Annotated in this window: 14 protein-coding genes; 10 read left to right on the top strand and 4 right to left on the bottom strand. The window is 40.7% G+C overall.

The window, feature by feature from the left end:
• Positions 1-47 precede the first annotated feature (47 nt).
• On the top strand, positions 48-1325 hold the full coding sequence (locus tag GBI66_RS00670) for a glutaminase (RefSeq protein ID WP_151714789.1): 1278 nt from the start codon (positions 48-50) through the stop codon (positions 1323-1325).
• 194 nt (positions 1326-1519) lie between these two features.
• On the top strand, positions 1520-2515 hold the full coding sequence (locus GBI66_RS00665) for an AbiH family protein (protein ID WP_151714788.1): 996 nt from the start codon (positions 1520-1522) through the stop codon (positions 2513-2515).
• A gap of 54 nt (positions 2516-2569) precedes the next feature.
• Here the strand turns inward: GBI66_RS00665 and metH are convergent, their stop codons facing one another.
• A complete protein-coding gene (gene metH / locus GBI66_RS00660; RefSeq protein ID WP_151714787.1) occupies positions 2570-6256 on the bottom strand; it encodes a methionine synthase in 3687 nt (1228 codons plus the stop codon).
• A 438-nt stretch (positions 6257-6694) separates the two neighbouring features.
• On the opposite strand from metH, the gene GBI66_RS00650 reads away from it, so the two are divergent.
• The gene (locus tag GBI66_RS00650; RefSeq protein ID WP_005190284.1) at positions 6695-8326 is read left to right on the top strand and encodes an inorganic phosphate transporter; all 1632 of its coding nucleotides are present in this window, start codon (positions 6695-6697) and stop codon (positions 8324-8326) included.
• Positions 8327-8797: 471 nt separating this feature from the next.
• On the opposite strand, the gene GBI66_RS00645 is transcribed toward GBI66_RS00650, so the two are convergent.
• Together GBI66_RS00645 and radA are read right to left on the bottom strand one after the other, a co-directional pair.
• Positions 8798-9784, bottom strand: coding sequence for a Tim44 domain-containing protein (locus tag GBI66_RS00645; RefSeq protein WP_005190280.1), 987 nt, complete (start codon positions 9782-9784; stop codon positions 8798-8800).
• A gap of 95 nt (positions 9785-9879) precedes the next feature.
• Complete coding sequence (gene radA / locus GBI66_RS00640) at positions 9880-11271, bottom strand: DNA repair protein RadA (RefSeq protein WP_151714786.1); 1392 nt, start codon at positions 11269-11271, stop codon at positions 9880-9882.
• Between the two features lie 349 nt (positions 11272-11620).
• Between radA and GBI66_RS00635 the strand changes: the two genes are divergently transcribed.
• From GBI66_RS00635 to dapF, 5 genes are all read left to right on the top strand, one after another.
• Positions 11621-13129: a sodium:alanine symporter family protein gene (locus GBI66_RS00635; protein ID WP_151714785.1), complete on the top strand. Its 1509-nt coding sequence runs from the start codon at positions 11621-11623 to the stop codon at positions 13127-13129.
• Positions 13130-13422: 293 nt separating this feature from the next.
• Positions 13423-14835 carry an amino acid permease gene (locus GBI66_RS00630; RefSeq protein WP_151714784.1) on the top strand — a complete coding sequence of 471 codons (1413 nt, stop codon included), beginning with the start codon at positions 13423-13425 and terminating at the stop codon, positions 14833-14835.
• Between the two features lie 142 nt (positions 14836-14977).
• Complete coding sequence (locus GBI66_RS00625; RefSeq protein ID WP_151714783.1) at positions 14978-15217, top strand: lipoprotein; 240 nt, start codon at positions 14978-14980, stop codon at positions 15215-15217.
• Between the two features lie 22 nt (positions 15218-15239).
• On the top strand, positions 15240-16490 hold the full coding sequence (lysA, locus tag GBI66_RS00620; protein WP_005190266.1) for a diaminopimelate decarboxylase: 1251 nt from the start codon (positions 15240-15242) through the stop codon (positions 16488-16490).
• Between the two features lie 6 nt (positions 16491-16496).
• Entirely contained in the window at positions 16497-17351 is an 855-nt protein-coding gene (gene dapF, locus GBI66_RS00615; RefSeq protein ID WP_151714782.1) for a diaminopimelate epimerase, read from the top strand.
• Between the two features lie 50 nt (positions 17352-17401).
• On the opposite strand, the gene GBI66_RS00610 is transcribed toward dapF, so the two are convergent.
• On the bottom strand, positions 17402-18013 hold the full coding sequence (locus GBI66_RS00610) for a LysE family translocator (protein ID WP_151714781.1): 612 nt from the start codon (positions 18011-18013) through the stop codon (positions 17402-17404).
• Positions 18014-18175: 162 nt separating this feature from the next.
• On the opposite strand from GBI66_RS00610, the gene xerA reads away from it, so the two are divergent.
• Complete coding sequence (gene xerA / locus GBI66_RS00605; protein ID WP_171494244.1) at positions 18176-19063, top strand: site-specific tyrosine recombinase/integron integrase; 888 nt, start codon at positions 18176-18178, stop codon at positions 19061-19063.
• Positions 19064-19501: 438 nt separating this feature from the next.
• The gene (locus GBI66_RS00600; protein WP_004654672.1) at positions 19502-20251 is read left to right on the top strand and encodes an electron transfer flavoprotein subunit beta/FixA family protein; all 750 of its coding nucleotides are present in this window, start codon (positions 19502-19504) and stop codon (positions 20249-20251) included.
• The last annotated feature ends 10 nt before the right edge of the window (positions 20252-20261 follow it).

Raw genomic sequence — 20261 nt, 5'->3', positions numbered from 1 at the left:
AGCGCTTATCTAAATTAAAACTTGAAACATTTAAAGGCTAGATGACCATGAAAACTCCACTTCCTGATTATTTGGCACATGTGATTGATGCCTGCGATATCGATAACAGTGGACATCTCGCAGATTATATCCCTGAGTTAGCCAATGCTAATCCGGATCGATTAGCACTGGCATTGTCTACAGTCGATGGTGAAATCTATTCCGTTGGGGATGATGAGATTGAATTCACGATTCAATCGATGTCTAAACCGTTTACCTATGCCTATGTGCTGCAACAGCTTGGCATTGATGCGGTATTAGAGAAAGTTGGAGTAGAGCCTTCGGGCGAAGCCTTTAATGAAATTTCATTGGGTAAAGATCGTCGTCCTAAAAATCCGATGATTAACTCGGGTGCAATCACCACGCATTCATTGATTCCAAGTAAAGAGGATCTATCAGGCGCAGAAATCTTACGTCGATTTATGAGCGAGCTGGCAGGGCGTGAATTGCAATTTGATGATGCTGTTTACGAATCTGAGGTGAAAACGGCTTATCGTAACCTTTCGATTGGTTATATGTTGCGTACCGTCGGGATTTTGGAAACTGATCCTGTTGATATTGTGAATGGTTATATTCGTCAATGCGCGATCTTGGTCACGGTTAAAGATTTGGTGCGGATGGGCAGTGTTTTTGCCAATGGCGGGGTTGATCCTAAAACTGGAAAACGCTTATTGAATCGTGCTGTGGTACGCCAAGTTCTGAGCGTGATGATGAGCTGCGGTATGTACGATGCCGCGGGGGATTGGCTCACAACGGTTGGTATTCCTGCCAAAAGTGGTGTCGCTGGCGGAATCTTGGGCGTGTTACCCGGTCAGGTCAGCATAGCGGCTTTTTCTCCTCGACTCGATGAACATGGCAATAGTGTACGCGGCATAGATATCTTGGAGCGACTCTCTCGTGATATGGGCTTGCATTTGATGGAAGGCACACCTTCCGCACAAACCATTGTGCAGAGCCATTACCGAACGGGAAAAGATGCTTCTTTGAGTGTGTATGTACTTCGTGGTGTCTTGAAATTTACTGAAGCGGAAATGTTGTTACGGACGCTGCAATGTGAGCCAGACGATAACAGTAGCATCGTGATTGATCTAACCCAGATTTCCCTAATTCATGATGTCGGAAAACGAATGTTTCTTGAGGGGATTGATCGCTTGATTGATGATGGTCACACCTTGTTGTTGGTTGATCCTGAGCAGCGTTTGGATAACGCGCGAACGCATAAAGATCGAGTTTTGCATGTTTATCAGAATCTTGAAGATTTGATTGAGAAGCGGAAAGAGCTGTAGGAGTAGAGAGCCTATATTGAAATGATATAGTTTTTAAATAGAGTTTATGTATTGTGATAGAGACATTTGGATTGGGTTGAGCATAATTTTTATAAAAAAATTCAATGCTCTAGTCCCTCCATAGGTATGCATTTTTTGATAGAAAATTATATAATTATAAGACTTTTATTATATAATTTTGGTTTTTTATTATTATGAATATATTGTATTTATTTGGGAATGGTTTTGATATTAATTTAGGTTTAAAAACTAAGTATATTGATTTTTATGAATATTATTTGAAAAATGAATCTGATTCTGAGTTGATTAAACAATTAAAATTAAATATATTTGATAATGTTAAACACTGGTCAGATTTAGAGCTTGCTTTAGGGGGTTATACATTAAATTTTCAAAAAGTTTCTGATTTTGATGAAGTCTATGAGGATATTTTAAATAGTCTTTGTGATTACTTAGATAAAGAGTCTGAAAGTTATGATTTTAATACCCTAAAAAAAGATGTTTTTTTTAAAAACCTATGCCAAGCAGAAACATTTCTGTCAAATGCTGACATGAATGAACTTGTTGAATATAGCAGTAAGTGGGGGGCAAATGCTAGAATTATAAATATTATTAATTTTAATTATACTCCTTCTATAAAAAATATATTAGAAGGCTATAGGCCACAAGATCCTATTGGAGTTTATAATAATACTAAATTTTATTTAAAAGAGTTGATACATATTCATGGTTATACAAGTGAGAGAACTATTCTGGGTGTGAATGATAAAAGTCAAGTTTTAAATGAGAAATTTCATAATGATAATGATTTCGTTGAGGCTCTAATAAAAATAGAATCTAATTCTAGACAAAGGCACAATGTAGATAAAAGATGTGAAAATTTAATCAATAGAGCGGATATGATTTTTATTTTTGGATGTTCTTTGGGAGAAACAGATAAGTTTTGGTGGAAGCTAATTGCTGAAAATTTAAAACGTGGTATGAAAGTGATTATATTCTTTAGAGCGGAAGAACAAAATCCTAGATTGGCTCATAAAGTTTTGAGAATACAGCGGAATGTAAAAAAAATGTTTTTAGCTATGTCTGACTTAACCGTTGATGAACATGAGGAACTTAGTCAACATATTTATATCAAAGTTAATGCAGATATATTTAATCTTAAAAATTTAGAAAATTCCTATGCTTCCTAATTTTAATACAAAAATAAAAAATCCCCTCAATCGAGGGGACTTTTTTCTTATAGCTTACCCAATCGAATCATCTAAATTCGGCGCTAACCAACGCTTCGCTTCATCTAGTGTCCAGCCTTTACGTTTCGCGTAATCCTCAAGTTGATCTTGAGAAATCTTACCTACATTAAAGTATTCACTTTCAGGATGAGAATAATAGAAACCACTCACAGAAGAAGGTGGCATCATCGCAAAGTGTTCAGTCAACTTGGTACCGATCTTCGCTTCCGAACCTAACCAATCAAATAACACCGCTTTTTCAGAATGCTCTGGGCAAGCAGGGTAACCTGGTGCAGGACGAATGCCGACATACTTCTCTTTGATCAATTCTTCATTGCCCAAAGTCTCATCGGCTTTATAACCCCAGAACTCTTTACGGATACGCTCATGCAAATGCTCGGCAAATGCTTCGGCAAAACGATCAGCCAAAGACTGAACCAAGATTGCTGAATAATCATCACCTTTGGCTTTATATTCATTCGCCAATTCTTCCGCACCAAAGATTGATACAGTAAAACCACCGAGATAATCGGTATTGTCTTTAGAAGTGCTAATAAAGTCAGCTAAAGATAAGTTTGGTTTGCCTGTCACCTTGTCAGATTGCTGACGAATATGCTCAAAGGTATGTGTAACCTTTTGACCAGATTCATCGAATACGCTCACTGTATCCGCACCTGTACGTTGTGCAGGATATAGACCAAATACCGCACGTGCATCAAAACGATTATTCTTGATAATGTCTTTTAGCATCGCTTGCGCTTGGTTATATAAATCAGTGGCTGCTTCGCCCACTACTTCATCTGTCAGGATTTTCGGGAATTTACCCGCCAAGCTCCAAGAGATAAAGAAAGGTGTCCAGTCAAAGTACTCAACCAAGGTCGCCAATGGATAATTGGTAATGACTTGCGTACCTAAACTATTTGGAATCGGTGGGATATAGTTGTCATCCACCTTGAAACCATTTTCAATCGATTCGGCATAGCTGAGTTTGGCTGCTTTCGGCTGTTTATTGGCTAAACGCTCACGGATCTTGGCATATTCAGCACGATGTTCTGCAATAAAATTGCCACGCATTTCTTTTGATAGTAGGGTCGTTGCTACACCAACCGCACGGGAAGCATCGGCCACATAGATCACTGCATCATTTTGATACTGCGGATCAATTTTGACTGCAGTATGTGCTTTCGATGTAGTTGCGCCACCAATTAACAGCGGAATGTCAAAGCCTTTACGTTGCATTTCTTTGGCAACAAATACCATTTCATCCAAAGATGGGGTAATCAAACCAGATAAACCGATGATGTCACATTTCTCATCAATCGCAGTCTGCAGGATTTTTTCCGCAGGTACCATCACGCCAAGATCAACGATGTCATAACCATTACAGCCCAAAACCACGCCTACGATATTTTTACCAATATCATGCACATCACCTTTTACGGTTGCCATCAAAACACGACCTTTGGATTGTGCATTGCCTTTTTCAGCTTCGATGTATGGGTTCAGCCATGCCACGGCTTGTTTCATTACACGCGCAGATTTCACCACTTGTGGTAGGAACATTTTACCCGAACCGAATAAATCACCGACCACGTTCATACCATCCATCAATGCGCCTTCAATCACATCGAGTGGACGGTTGGCTTTTAAACGCGCTTCTTCAGTATCTTCATCAATATAAGTAGTGATACCTTTAACTAAGGCATATTCAAGACGTTTTTCAACTGACTCATTGCGCCATTCAAGGTTTTCGGCTTCGCGTTGCGCACCACTATGACCACGGAATTTTTCCGCCACTTCAAGCAGTTTTTCTGTAGCGTTTTGACCTGATTCACCTTGGTTTTGGTTCAGAACAACATCTTCAACTGCATCTTTTAGTTCTTTTGGAATATCGTCGTAAATCGCCATTTGACCAGCGTTCACGATCCCCATAGTCATGCCTTGTTTGATGGCATGGTATAGGAATACCGAGTGAATCGCTTCACGCACAGGCTCATTACCACGGAAGGAGAACGAAACGTTAGATACACCACCTGAAATCATGGCATGTGGCAAGTTCTGTTTGATCCAGCCTGTAGCCTCAATAAAATCGACGCCATAGTTGTTGTGTTCTTCGATGCCTGTTGCCACGGCAAATACGTTCGGGTCAAAAATAATATCTTCAGCAGGGAAGCCCACTTCATTGACGAGAACATCATAAGAACGTTTACAAATTTCACGCTTACGTGCAGCGGTATCTGCCTGACCTGTTTCATCAAAGGCCATTACAATAATCGCAGCACCATACTGACGGCATAACCGTGCTTTTTCAACAAACTCGTCATAACCTTCTTTCAATGAAATTGAGTTAACAACAGGTTTACCTTGTACACATTTTAAGCCTGCTTCAATGATTTCCCATTTTGATGAGTCAATCATGATCGGCACGCGAGAGATATCAGGTTCAGAAGCAACCAGATTCAGGAAATGCACCATCGCATTTTGCGAATCCAGCATCCCTTCATCCATGTTGATGTCGATGATCTGTGCACCGGCTTCAACTTGTTGCTGAGCTACTTCCAAAGCTTCGGCAAACTTTTCTTCACGGATGAGACGCAGGAATTTTTTTGAACCCGTGACGTTGGTACGTTCACCCACATTGACGAACAGTGAATCATCATAAATGTTAAATGGCTCTAAACCACTTAAACGGCAGGCTGGTTTGGTTTCAGGAATTTGACGTGGCTGAATGTCTTTGACTGCATTATAGATAGCGCGAATATGATCTGGTGTGGTACCACAGCAACCACCTGTAATATTGATTAAACCGCTTTCAGCAAATTCTTTAATGAATGCTGCGGTTTGTTCTGGAGTTTCATCATACTCACCGAAGGCATTCGGCAAACCAGCGTTTGGATGCGCAGAGACAAAAGTATCAGCAACATCCGCAATGGTTTTAACGTGGGGGCGCATCGCATCCGCACCCAAGGCACAGTTAAAACCGATCGAGAGTAAATCACCGTGACGTACTGAGTTCCAAAACGCTTCTGCAGTTTGGCCTGTTAAGGTACGACCTGATGCATCGGTGATGGTGCCTGAAATCATCAACGGCAGTTCATGACCAATTTGCTTGAATACTTCTTTCACCGCAAAGATTGCAGCTTTACAGTTTAAGGTATCAAACACAGTTTCGATCAAGAGAATGTCTGCACCACCTTCAATCAAGGCGTGGGCAGCTTCAATATAGTTTTCTTTGAGTTCATCAAATGTAATATTACGGAATGCAGGGTCGTTAACATTCGGTGAGATCGAACAGGTACGTGAGGTTGGGCCAAGTACGCCTGCAACAAAACGTGGTTTCTCTGGGGTTGAGTATTTTTCACATGCTGCTTTGGCTAATCGAGCCGCTTCACGGTTGATCTCTGGAACAAGGTCTTCCATGTGGTAGTCAGACATTGAAACACGGGTGCCGTTAAAGCTGTTGGTTTCGATAATATCTGCACCTGCATCCAAGTAGGCTTCATGGATACCTTGAATAATTTGAGGTTGGGTTAGAACCAATAAATCGTTATTGCCTTTAAGGTCTGATGCCCAATCTGCAAAACGTTCACCACGATAATCTTCTTCTTCTAGTTTATGGCGTTGAATCATGGTTCCCATTGCACCATCAATAATCAGGATGCGTTGGGCAAGAAGTGATTGTAGGGTGGTAAGCGTGGACATTCAGAAACCCCAGTTGATGATCAAGATAAAAAGCAGGGGCATTGTAACAGAAGCTAGGTCAAAGCGCGTATTTTCAGCAAGCTTGAACAGTGATTCATCGGGTCACTTAGAAAATGTCATAAAATGTTCATGAAGTTGTCACAATTGAATTGAATAATGCTTAAAAAGAAAACATCCAGTTCGAAATGTGACAGTTTAATGTCATATTTCGTAGCGTTTGTTGCAAAATCAGACAAACAGTTCTATCGTTGTTTTTGTTTTTGTAATGCATTGTTTTTTATTAATTAAAATGAAAAATAAGGTGAATTTATTACTGGAAAATACAAAAAAATGTGATGAAAACATGAAATTTTGGCTTTATGTGACAGCCCTTTGTCATATAATTGTCATAATTTAATTAAACAATACAGGGGATTTTATTATCCTCTAACCGTCTACATGAATTCTAATCTTCCTCCTGTTTCGGATTCACCGCTTGCCAGCTCTCAGGCAAAATCGACGAATGTACATGTACCAACACCGAAATTCTTTATGCCGGTGTTTTTGACAATTATTGTTGCAACACTGATTTATATCGGTTTTCAGCTCAGTGCTGATTTGGCACATGTACCGCCTTTAAGTTTATATTCAGTTATTCTTTTATCGACGGCACTTTTCATTGCTTTAGGCTTTGAATTTGTAAATGGTTTTCACGATACGGCAAATGCTGTAGCGACGGTTATTTATACCAATGCATTACCTGCTCCAGCAGCAGTGATGTGGGCTGGCTTCTGTAACTTCCTTGGGGTTATGGTGGCGAGTGGTGCGGTTGCATACGGTATTATTGCATTACTCCCTGTAGAAATGATCATGAATGTCGGCAGTGGTGCTGGCTTTGCGATGGTTTTTGCATTGTTAATCGCGGCGATCCTATGGAATTTAGGAACGTGGTTTTTGGGGATTCCTGCATCAAGTTCACATACCTTAATTGGATCGATTTTGGGTGTGGGTATTATGAACCATATCTTAAATGCTTCAGCTGGTGCGACCAGTAGCGGTATTGATATGGATCAGGTGATTAAAGTTGGTAAGGCATTATTATTCTCTCCATTGATTGGTTTTGCATTTGCAGCAATTCTATTTCTGTTGGTGAAGAAAGTATTTAAACGCCAAATGGAGCTGTTTCAGCCACCAGAAGGCAATAAGCCACCACCACCAGTGATTCGTGCAATTCTCATTTTTACTTGTACAGGTGTGAGCTTTGCGCACGGTTCAAACGATGGTCAAAAAGGCATGGGCCTGATCATGTTGATCCTAATTGGCTTGGTTCCATTGGCTTATTCATTAAATAAAAACTTGGATGCACAGCATTTACAGTCTTTTGAACAGCTTTCTTCAAAAACAGCGACGGTTTTAAACGTTAATCAAAACGAGCTGACAGATGAGAAAGCGCGTGAAGTATTAACTAAATATATCCAAACCAAAGAACAAACGGCTGAAGTTGTGCCTGCGCTCGCAAGTATGACAGAGCACTTGGGTACACGTGTTGCTGGCTATGGCGATCTTAAGGCGATTCCTGAGGCTGCTGTTAGTGAAATCCGCAATGACATGTATTTAAGCACCACAACGTTTAAGCGTTTAGATAAAGCTGAAGCTTTGCCAGAAATGGATAAAGACCAAGCTAAAGTTGTGAAAGAATACCGTAGTAGCTTGGATTCATTCCTTCAGTACATTCCAAACTGGGTGAAAGTTGCGGTTGCTCTTGCGCTTGGTCTAGGTACCATGGTGGGCTGGAAGCGTATTGTTGTGACTGTCGGTGAGCGTATTGGTAAGAACCACATGACTTATGGTCAGGGCATGTCTGCTGAGCTTGTAGCGATGAGTACTATTGCAGCAGCGGATGGTCTTGGTATGCCAGTATCAACCACACACGTGTTAAACAGTGCGGTTGCAGGTACTATGGTTGCCAATAAGTCAGGTCTAAACTTCGCAACGGTTAGAACAATTCTGTCTGCTTGGATCTTTACTTTACCAGCAACGATTACCTTATCTGGTGGTCTATATTGGTTGTTCCTACAGTTTGTTTCATGATCCTGAATACTTAAAAGATCAGATTTAAAGGCTTTGCTTCGGCAAAGCCTTTTTTATGTGAGTCGGTTTATATACCATGATGAATCTGAGCAGATTGCCCTCGTAGGCTTGCAGTTTTGTGTTGTAGGGGAAATGGATTAAGTTAACCTTAACGTGCCGATAGTGGTTCCTAAAGACGTATTTGTGGCGTGATATTCACGACAAAGTGGGAGCTGAAAGTTGTTGAATATAGTCTCAATAAAATAGCTTTATTCCCCAAATGAGGAATAGTTTTTCCATGAGCTTATCCGTTAGTATCAATAGACAGATCGTGCTAGGTTGTGCTGTTTCATTATTATAATAGGTATCAAGCGTTGTTCTATTTACACTCCGCCATTCTCCGATATAGAGAGTGGCTTTTTTTAGTGTTGCTAAAAGCTAACCCATAAAAAAAGAGCTGTCGAAACAGCTCTTTTTGTTCAATCAAAGCAGTTAAGCTTGTTGAATACCTGCAACAACCCAATCTTGTTGTGAGCCAGCAGGCTTCACAAAATGCCAGATTTCAGCAAATGGTTGAGGCAAGCTGTTTAAGTCTTCACTCACAGTACCTGTAAAGCGTACGCTTACGACGTATTGACCATTTTCAGTAGAGCTTTCCACAACCATTGCATTGAGGTTGCTAAATTCAGCAACGTCTTGGTCTTGGTTCGCCATAATGTCGCTATACATTGAGCTATAAAGCTCAGGTGTTAAATAACGACGAATTTCTTCTACATTACTTGCACTATTTACCGATTGGATATGGTTAAAACGTTGACGCGCAATACGTAAGAATGCAGCAGGTTCAGTACCATCTGGTAATTGGTTGCCGCTACTCATTGATGCAGCACCAAATGGCGCTTGCGGAGCAGCAGTACCGCCACCTACAGACTGACCAAAGATATTGGTATTGTCAGTTGCTGCTTGACGTGCCGCAGGCTGAGGTGGAGTTTGACGACCAAAGTTATTTTGACCGCCATTGTTTGGTGCATATGGATTATTGGTTGCTAATTTTTTTTTTGCGCCTAATTTGCGGAAAACAAAGAAGGCGATCGCTGCAGCAAGAAGAACCCAAAGCCAGCTAGGAATGCCACCTTTTTCTTCCTGTTGCTGCGCTTGAGCATTAGCTTGTTGCTCAGTTGCTGTTGGATTGTGTTGCTTGTCATCTGCTAATGCATTGGCAGCAACAGCACCTACTGCAGCACCAGCTACACCCGCAGCAACCATCGTACCTACGCCTGGACCAGATCTCTGTGGTGCAGTTTGTTGTTGAGGTGCTGGAGTTGCTTGACGAGATGGCTGGTAAGATTGGCTAGATGAACTAGATCTGCTCATGCCGTGGCTTTTACCGCCACCTGCACGTTTTGCTTCCGCAAGCGGTGCAGCAACCAAAGTTGCCATTAAAAGAGCTGCCATCAAGCCACGCTGATGTACTTGCATCGAAAATTCCTATTTAAATTCAGTTTGTAAATGTATTTATGCAGGTATTTCGATGTAATTTCAACTAGAAAAGTATGTTTTTTTATGTCAATGCATCAGAGTAACTCATCACTCAACTGCATGGCTTCTGTCAATGCTTCATGTAAACGGGCAACCGCAATGATTTGTACGCCTTCAATGGGTTTTTGCGGTGCATTACCTCTTGGTAAGATCACATATTTAAAACCATGTTTTGCTGCTTCTTTCAGGCGTTCTTGACCATTGGGTACAGGGCGAATTTCACCAGAGAGTCCAACTTCACCGAAAACCGCTAACTGTTGCGGCAAGGCTTTGCCTCTCAAACTGGATGCACAAGCAAGTAAAACGGCTAAGTCAGAACCTGTTTCAGTAATTTTCAAACCACCGACCACATTCACATAGACATCTTGCCCAGAGGTTTGTACACCACCATGTCGGTGCATTACTGCAAGCAACATATTTAACCGGTTTTGCTCCAAGCCCAATGCGACTCGACGGGGTTGTCCATGTGCATCATCAACCAGTGCTTGTACTTCGACCAGTAGTGGGCGAGTTCCTTCGCGACTAATCATCACAATAGAACCCGGAATGGCTTCATCATAGCGACTCAGGAAAATCGCTGATGGATTGGCAACCTCGCGTAGACCTTTATCGGTCATCGCAAATACCCCGAGTTCATTGACTGCACCAAAACGGTTCTTTACCGCACGTATCATGCGATAACGAGAGTCGGATTGTCCTTCAAAATAAAGTACACAATCGACCATATGTTCTAAAACACGAGGGCCTGCCAGCGCACCTTCTTTGGTAACATGCCCCACAAGGAATAAAGCAGTGCCGCTATTTTTGGCAAACCGAGTCAGCAGGGCAGCAGATTCACGGATTTGTGAGACACCGCCAGGTGCTGATTGCAGTGTTTCAGTATATAAGGTTTGAATTGAGTCCAAAATTGCAACAGCAGGGCGTTCTTGGGCGAGCACTTCGCAAATACGCTCGACACAGGTTTCTGCCATGACCTTAAGTGAATCTGTGGGAAGATCCAAACGTTGAGCCCGTAAGGCAACCTGTGAAAGTGATTCCTCACCCGTCACATAAAGTGCTGAGCTTTTTTTATTGGCCATGTGCGTTGCAGTTTGCAGCAGGATAGTCGATTTACCAATACCAGGATCACCACCAATCAGTACTACAGAGCCTGTCACCAAGCCGCCACCCAAGACTCGATCAAACTCACTAATCCCCGTTTGCAGACGGGTTTCATTTGAGACCGAGATTTGATTGAGTGTGGTAATATTTGCGACTTGGCCTGCATAACCGCCACCCATTTTAGGTTGACCACGATGGGTCACCACTGGTTCGACACGGACTTCTAGTAAACTATTCCATTCGCCGCATTCAGAACATTGCCCAGCCCATTTGGGATGATCTGCACCACATTGTTCACATCTGTAAACGGATTTAATTTTTGCCATAAGATAAAATTGAAAACTTTCTTAAAATTAGATAAAAAAGAGTCAGGACGAAAATTTCTAACAATGCTGATCGTTCTTTATAAGGATAAAACAAGAAGACAGTACGGTTTCGTCACTGGTTGGTTAAAGGGAAGTGCTCAGGAAAATAACATGATATACAACTTATAGACAGTGTGTTTTTAGCATTCATTTTTTTGTTCAATTCACTTTTTCCATGGATGGTGTTGGTGTGTTCACTTATTTATTGTCATAAGATTTTGATCGAATGGCATAGATATTGCTCATGCTCAGACGAATGAAAATTTAGCAGTGACTATCTTTTCAAAATATATAATAAAGGTTGATGTCTATGAGTGCAGCAGAAATTGTAAATTGGGTCAACGGGATTATCTGGAGTCCAGCGCTGATCTATTTATGCCTCGGTGCAGGTTTATTTTTTTCTATTTTAACTCGGTTTGTACAGGTTCGCCAAATTAAGGAAATGGCGAAACTATTGATTAATGGTTCATCTTCAGCACAAGGGATTTCATCATTCCAAGCGTTATCTGTTTCTCTATCAGGACGTGTTGGTGTTGGTAATATTGCAGGTGTTGCGGCAGCAATTGGTTTCGGTGGTCCAGGTGCTGTGTTTTGGATGTGGCTGGTTGCATTTCTTGGTGCAAGTACTGCTTATGTTGAATCAACACTTGGTCAAATCTATAAAGTGGAGTATCAAGGTGAATATCGTGGTGGTCCTGCTTTCTATTTCGATCGTGGACTAGGGCAACGTTGGTTAGGAATTCTATTTGCCATTGCTGCGATTATTTCTTGTGGCTTATTTTTACCAGGTATTCAAGCCAATGCCGTTGGTAATGCATTTACCCAAATTACGGGTGAAGGCGCTATCGTGTTTGGTAATGTGGGTGCGTATAAATTATTAGCGCTTGTTGTGATCGTAACCTTATTGGCTATCATTATTTTTGGTGGAATCAAACGTATTGCGCGTTTTGCAGAGTTGGTCGTGCCATTTATGGCATTAGGTTATATTCTGATGGCCGTCATTATTGTTGGGATGAACATTCAAGAATTACCTGGCGTGATCAAACTCATCTTTGAAGATGCCTTTTCTCCAATGGCAGGCTTAGGTGCGGCAATTGGTTGGGGGGTAAAACGTGGTGTTTATTCCAATGAAGCGGGACAAGGTACAGGACCACATGCAGCAGCAGCGGCTGAGGTTCAACATCCAGCACAACAAGGTTTTGTCCAAGCCTTCTCGATTTATGTCGACACATTATTTGTATGTTCTGCTACAGCCTTTATGATTTTAATCACCGGTATGTATAACGTACAAGGTACTTTAGAAGCAGGGCAGTTTATTGTACAAAATGTTGCGGCTACCACTGAAATTGGTTCACCTGCATTTACACAAATGGCAGTGAGCACCGTATTTGGTGGCTTTGGTCAAATCTTTGTTGCATTGGCTGTATTCTTCTTCGCCTTTACGACGATCGTCGCCTATTACTATATTGCGGAAACCAATATTACCTATCTGAGTTATATCACCAAAGCGCCATCACTGCTGTTCATCACCAAATGTTTTATTATGATTTCTGTGGCTTATGGTGTTGTAAGTGCAACAGGTTATATTTGGGGGATTGGTGATATTGGCGTTGGCTTAATGGCATGGATCAATATTATTGGTATTATCGTCACTTATTTTATTTGGAAACCGACCATTAAAGCTTTACGTGACTATGAAGAACAACAAAAAGCAGGAGTTAAGGAGTTTACATTTGATCCAATTAAATTGGGTATCCGTAATGCAACTTTTTGGGAGGAGCGTCTCAAAAATAAACAGAAGCAACCTTCTAATGATTGAATTATAAATCAATATTTTCTCAAGTAGAAAAAGAGTGGCTTACATTGCCACTCTTTAATTTTGAAGTGCCTTTTTATGACTGGTGAGTTGCCCTCATAAGTTCATTGTATTGTTTTAACCTTGTGCGTATGATCGAATTCGATTGTATTTCACTTGAAAAAAATACAGGTAAAACATTTCTTAGCTAAAGCAAGCCAACACATGAATAACGAGAAAAGATACTAAAAATAGTACGAATCGTTGTTCGGCGTTGTTTCAGCTAATGAACTAAAACACTGGAGAGTTTTTGTAAAATGTCGAATCAAAATCTGAGTGAGGCTGCTGAACAAAGCGGACTTCACCGTAGTCTATCTAATCGACATCTGCAGTTGATTGCGATTGGCGGTGCCATTGGAACAGGGTTGTTCATGGGATCTGGTAAAACCATTAGTTTAGCTGGACCATCAATTCTATTTATTTACATGACCATTGGTTTGATGGTGTTCTTCGTAATGCGTGCATTGGGGGAACTCTTACTATCAAACTTAAACTATAAATCTTTTATTGATTTATCGACGGATTTAATTGGCCCTTGGGCTGGCTATTTTGTAGGTTGGACTTACTGGCTCTGTTGGGTCACGATTGGTATCGCAGATTTATCAGCCATTATTTATTATCTTGAATTCTTCAATGGTGGTGAATCCTTCAGTGCTGCTGGCGGTCTACTGATTAGTACCGTCGCCATTCTATTCGTACTTGGCTTGAACTTGGTCACCGTAAAGCTGTTTGGTGAAATGGAGTTCTGGTTTGCGATGGTGAAAATCACAGCGATCATTGTCTTGATTGCTGTTGGTTTGTGGATGATCTTTACTGGATTTACCAATGCTTCTGGTACTGTAGCAAGTGTGTCTAACTTATGGACACATGGTGGCATGTTCCCTAAAGGCTTAGATGGTTTCTTGGCTGGTTTCCAGATTGCTATTTTCGCCTTTGTCGGTGTGGAGTTGGTGGGTACAACTGCTGCTGAAACACAAGATCCAAAACGCAATTTACCAAAAGCGATTAACTCGATTCCAATTCGTATCATTATTTTCTATGTATTGGCATTGTTCGTGGTGATGTGTGTGACACCTTGGGATCAGATTAATCCTAAAGTCAGTCCATTCGTAAATATCTTCTCGCAAGCGGGGATTGCATCTGCTGCAATCATTATGAACTTGGTGGTGTTATCGTCAGTAATGTCATCAATGAACAGTGGTGTGTTCTCGACCAGTCGTATGTTGTTTGGTTTATCTGGAGATAATCAAGCACCTAAACTATTCGGAAAACTGTCTAAATCTGCAGTACCTGCAAAAGCATTGATTTTCTCGTCTATCTGTATCTTTATCGGTGCATTCGTACAGTTCGTTTATAAATTACAAACGGGTACTAATGACGAAGTGACAGCATTTACTTTAGCGACGACTTTATCAACGATTCTGTTCATCTGTGTATGGATCATTATCATGTGGAGTTATATTAACTACCGCAAAAATCGTCCTGAACTGCATGCACAATCTACATTTAAATTGCCTGGTGGCGTGTTTACATGTTGGGTTGTAATTTTATTTTTCCTTGCAACAATTTACTTCCTAGCGTTGGATGAAACGACTTTAGAATCATTAAAAGTCAGCCCAATCTGGTTCATTATTTTGGCTATTGGTTATTTCTTCTATAAGAAAAAGTAAGCTTTTAGCTCAATGATGATGAAAACGTCGACTTTAAAGTCGGCGTTTTTTTATGGTTATTGTTTTATTCATTGAAGTTTAGACTTTAGCCAATCTGATGATCACGCTATACTGCTCCGAATTGTAAAAGTTAGGTGCTCAGATGCTTAAAGTCATTTGTTCAATCAGTTTATTGCTCAGCAGTGTCGTTTTAACTGCATGTGGTCAGTCAGGTGCATTGCAATTGCCATCTGATCCAAACTACGACAATCGTGCAAAATATCTGCTTTATAAAAATGAAGCATCTCAGGCGAAAGCATCGTCGGCAAGCAAAGCAGACGATGTAAAAAGGGAAAGCCAAGCGACGTCTTCAACGACTCAATCACAGACCATCTCACCTTAAGTTTGTAAATAAGGACATCTTCATGAGTTTCACTCGCATTAATGGAGTATTGCATGCTGAGCAATGTTCACTGGATCAGCTCGCACAGCAATACGGCACGCCTTTGTATGTTTATTCAAAAGCAACTTTTGAAAAGCATTACTTGGATATGCACCGTGCTTTTGATTTTATCGATCATCAAATCTGTTTTGCAGTGAAGTCAAACTCAAACTTGGCTGTGTTGAATGTATTGGCAAAAGTAGGTGCAGGTTTTGACATCGTGACAGGTGGCGAATTAGCACGTGTGCTGGCGGCAGGTGGTGAGCCTTCGAAAATCGTATTTTCTGGTTTAGGTAAATCTGAAGCAGATATCGAAAAAGCTTTAAATGTCGGGATTGCTTGCTTTAATGTTGAATCACATGCCGAGCTGGATCGTATTCAAAAAGTTGCAGCAAAACTTGGCAAAAAAGCACCGATTTCGTTACGTGTAAATCCAGATGTAGATGCCAAAACACATCCTTATATCTCTACAGGTTTGAAAGAAAACAAGTTTGGTATTCCAAGCGATACTGTTGATGAAACTTATCAATATGCAGCATCGTTACCGAATCTTGAGATCGTCGGTATTGATTGTCATATCGGTTCACAATTGACTGAAACTAAACCTTTTGTGGATGCACTTGATCGTGTGATTTTAATGATTGAGCAATTGAAAAGCTTGGGTATCAACCTCAAACATATTGATATTGGCGGCGGTTTAGGTGTGCGTTATAAAGATGAAACGCCACCAAGTGTTGAAGAGTATGCCAATTCAATGCGTCCAGCTTTAGAAAAACTGGGTCTCAAAGTATTTATGGAGCCGGGACGTAGTATTTCTGCCAATGCAGGCGCATTATTAACCAAGGTGGATTTACTCAAACCGACTAATCATCGTAACTTCGCCATTATTGATGCGGCCATGAATGATTTAATTCGCCCAGCTTTATATGAAGCTTGGATGGATATTCAGTCGGTTAATCCAAATACTGACGTTGAAGTTAAAACTTGGGATTTAGTCGGTGCCATTTGCGAAACTGGTGATTTCTTGGGTAAAGAACGTGAGTTGGCGCTACAGGAAAATGATGTATTGGCTGTGTTGGGTGCAGGCGCATACGGTTTTGTGATGAGCTCTAATTATAATACGCGTGGTCGTGCTGCTGAAGTTATGGTCAGTGGTGATCAAGCCTATTTAATTCGTGAGCGCGAAACCATAGAATCCCTTTGGGAAAAAGAGCGTTTGTTGCCTGAGGAGTAAATTGAGATGTATTTAGAATTTACCAAAATGCATGGGTTAGGCAATGATTTTATGGTTGTTGACCTCGTTACCCAGCGAGCTTATTTAGATACAGTCACGATTCAGCGTTTAGCTGATCGTCATTTCGGTGTGGGTTTTGATCAATTGTTGATTGTTGAACCACCTGATCTACCGGATGTTGATTTTAAGTACCGTATTTTTAATGCAGATGGTTCTGAAGTCGAACAATGCGGTAATGGGGTGCGTTGTTTTGCTCGCTTTGTACATGAGCGTCAATTGACGACTAAAACCAAAATTCGTGTGCAAACCAAAGCAGGGATTGTAGAGCCTGAATTGGGTGCCAATGGCTGGGTGCGTGTCAATATGGGCCCACCGAAGTTTTTGCCTGAAGAAATTCCATTTGTTACTCAAGAACATGAAGATATTGAAGGCTTATACGCATTGGAACTTGCAGATAGTCAGAGCATTAATATTGATGTAGTCAATATGGGTAATCCGCATGCGGTCACCATTGTACCAGACGTATTAACTGCTGATGTTGAAGGTATGGGACCACAAGTGGAATCACATGCACGTTTTCCTGCACGTGTGAATGCTGGATTTATGCAGATTCTGGATGAAAAGCATATCCGTTTACGTGTGTTTGAACGTGGTGTAGGTGAGACTTTGGCTTGTGGTACAGGGGCTTGTGCCGCAGCGGTCAGTGGTATGCGCCGTGGTTTGCTGGCCAATGAAGTTGAAGTGCAGCTTGCAGGTGGTAAGTTACATATTGCTTGGCGTGAAGGTGATGTGGTGTGGATGACTGGTCCAACCACGCATGTTTATGATGCCCGTTTGGATTTAAGATATTTCCAAGGCTGATGATCTAAGATTTAAAAAAAGCGCGTTTTAATCAACGTGCTTTTTATTGCTTATCGTTTGCTGAATGCGAGTTTGAGTGCAAATAAAATGAAAATACTCCCTGTAATACGATCCATATAGCGAATGAATTTTGGTTGCTTTAAATACCCTGAAATCGATTGCATGGCTGAGATCAGGAAGATTGACCAAATAAAACCAATCACGACATGAATCATCACCAGTCCCATGGTCCAAATGATTGGAGATGAGGACTGGGGGATAAATTGGGGTAAAAAGGAAATATAAAAAATACCAACTTTAGGATTGAGCAAATTGCCCCAGAAGCCTTTAATAAACCAGTTTTGAGTCGTTGTAGCGTCATTTAAACTCGCGAGCTGGTTGCGAGGTTTTAGAATAAGATTAAATCCTAACCATGTGAGATAAATTGCACCCATCCATTTTAAAAGATTAAAGGCAATATCTGAGGTCATCAATAAGGCACCTAAGCCACAAGCCACGATGATTCCCCACACAATACAACCTAGATTAATACCCAAAGCCGCTTGAAAAGCTTTGGCTTTGCCTTCCAAGGTCGCAGTGCGAATAATCAGTGTGGTATCTAGACCAGGGGTAATGGTCAAGAGGGTGATTGCGATGAGATAGGGAATAAGCATTGTTGTCATGATGATGGCGCTACTTAAAACTTGAAATTTATTGTATTACACAGGCATCAATACTTCGATATTGGTTTAACGATAAATCGCAGTAAAATTTGCTAGACTGTAGCAGTAGCTATAGGCATAACACTGGAGAGCAATTTGGAAAGCCCTGAAAAACTGCTATCTATGTGGTTAAAAGAACGCATGATTCAAAATCAATCTGAACATACCATTGCTGCTTATCAACGAGATTTAACGGATTTTTTTAAGTTCTGTGGATATAAACAATTACAACTGCAAGATATTGAAGCATCGGATTTGAGAGAGTATCTGGCTAATCGGGTTGAACGAGATCAACTGAGTAGTAGTAGCTTGCAGCGTCATTTGACTTCAATTCGCCAATTTATGAAGTGGGCGGAACAAGGTCAATATTTGGAACAAAATCCATCCGAAGATTTTAAATTAAAGCGTCAACCACGACCTTTGCCGGGCATGATTGATATTGAGACTGTACATCAAATTTTAGATCAAGCAGCGCCAGAAAAGCCGATCGAACAACAGCTATGGTTACGTGATAAAGCTATGCTTGAACTATTATATTCAAGTGGTTTGCGTTTAGCTGAACTACAAGGTTTAACAGTTAAAGATATTGATTTTAATCGACAGCTGTTACGTATTACAGGTAAAGGCAATAAAACTCGGATCGTTCCATTTGGTACTAAAGCCAAAGACAGTTTGGTTGAATGGTTAAAAATCTATCGAATTTGGCAAGGTGGCTTTAATGCGGATTCATCAGTTTTTATCTCGCAGCGTGGTAATGCTTTAACGCCGCGTCAAATTGAAAATCGGGTCAAACTGCAAGCACAACGTGCGGGTGTGAATGTTGATTTACATCCTCATCTATTAAGGCATTGTTTTGCCAGTCATATGCTATCAGCCAGCGGTGATTTACGTTCTGTGCAGGAGATGCTGGGTCATAGTAATCTATCGACCACCCAGATTTATACGCATGTGGACTTTGAACAATTGGCCAAAGTGTATGATCAAACCCATCCAAGAGCGCAAAAAAGCTAAATTTTGATATATTATGTTGCAAATTTGAGCGTTTAATAGTCGACTACTTTTCCACTTTATTAACGACATCTGTCGAATTGTTGTTCTTACTTAATTGCCACATTTTTGCAAATCCATAAAGCTGTCAATTTTTACGAGAAATGATCCGTTACAGAACATGCGCGAAAGATTGAAAAAGCCTGTTTTAGATCATTGAATTTTATAAAATATTAAAAAAATCAAAGTTTAATATTCATCCTTCTTGTTAACTAAATTTGTAAAATGAATAACTATTTTCAATATGTGAACTGAGCGTTTCATCTTTTTTATAGCCGTAGCGGAAATTGTGACTTGACCGAAATGCCAAATACATTGCAAGATAGGGCACCTAAAAAGTTTCGATCGAAGAGTTAGAATGCTCTTCATTACATTTACTTGCTTAGAACAGCCGAGGATTACATGAAGGCTCTTGTCGCTGTAAAACGTGTGGTTGATGCCAACGTAAAAGTTCGTGTTAAGCCGGACAATAGTGGGGTTGACCTTACCAACGTTAAGATGTCAATCAACCCATTCTGTGAAATCGCAGTGGAAGAAGCGGTTCGCTTAAAAGAAAAAGGAACAGTTTCTGAAATCGTTGTTGTTTCAGTGGGTTCTAAAGACGCTCAAGAACAAATTCGTTCTGCAATGGCTTTAGGTGCTGACCGTGGTATTTTAGTTGAAACTGCTGATGAAGTTGGCGCTTTAGAAGTTGCTAAAATCTTGAAGGGCGTTGTTGATGCTGAAAAACCAGAACTTATCCTTCTTGGTAAACAAGCAATTGATGATGACTCTAACCAAGTAGGTCAAATGCTCGGTGCTTTACTCGGTGCAGGTCAAGGTACTTTCGCATCTGAAGTTAAAGTAGATGGCGGTAAAGTTCAGGTTACTCGTGAAGTTGATGGTGGTTTGCAAACTGTTGAGCTTGCATTACCTGCAATCATTACGACTGACTTACGTTTGAATGAGCCACGTTATGCTGCTCTTCCAAACATCATGAAAGCGCGTAAAAAGCCACTTGATACAAAATCTCCTGCTGATTATGGCGTTGCAACTGGTACTAAACTTAAAACAATTAAAGTTGAAGCACCTGCTGAACGTAAAGCTGGCGTACAAGTGAAGTCTGTAGACGAGCTTGTTGAAAAATTGAAAAACGAAGCGAAAGTGATCTAATACAGAAGGA

The organism is Acinetobacter sp. TUM15071 (genome assembly GCF_008980925.1).
In the GTDB taxonomy this organism is placed as follows: Bacteria; Pseudomonadota; Gammaproteobacteria; order Pseudomonadales; family Moraxellaceae; genus Acinetobacter; species Acinetobacter dispersus.
The sequence above is the reverse complement of the archived record's forward strand: the minus strand, read 5'-3'. Positions and strand labels throughout refer to the sequence as shown.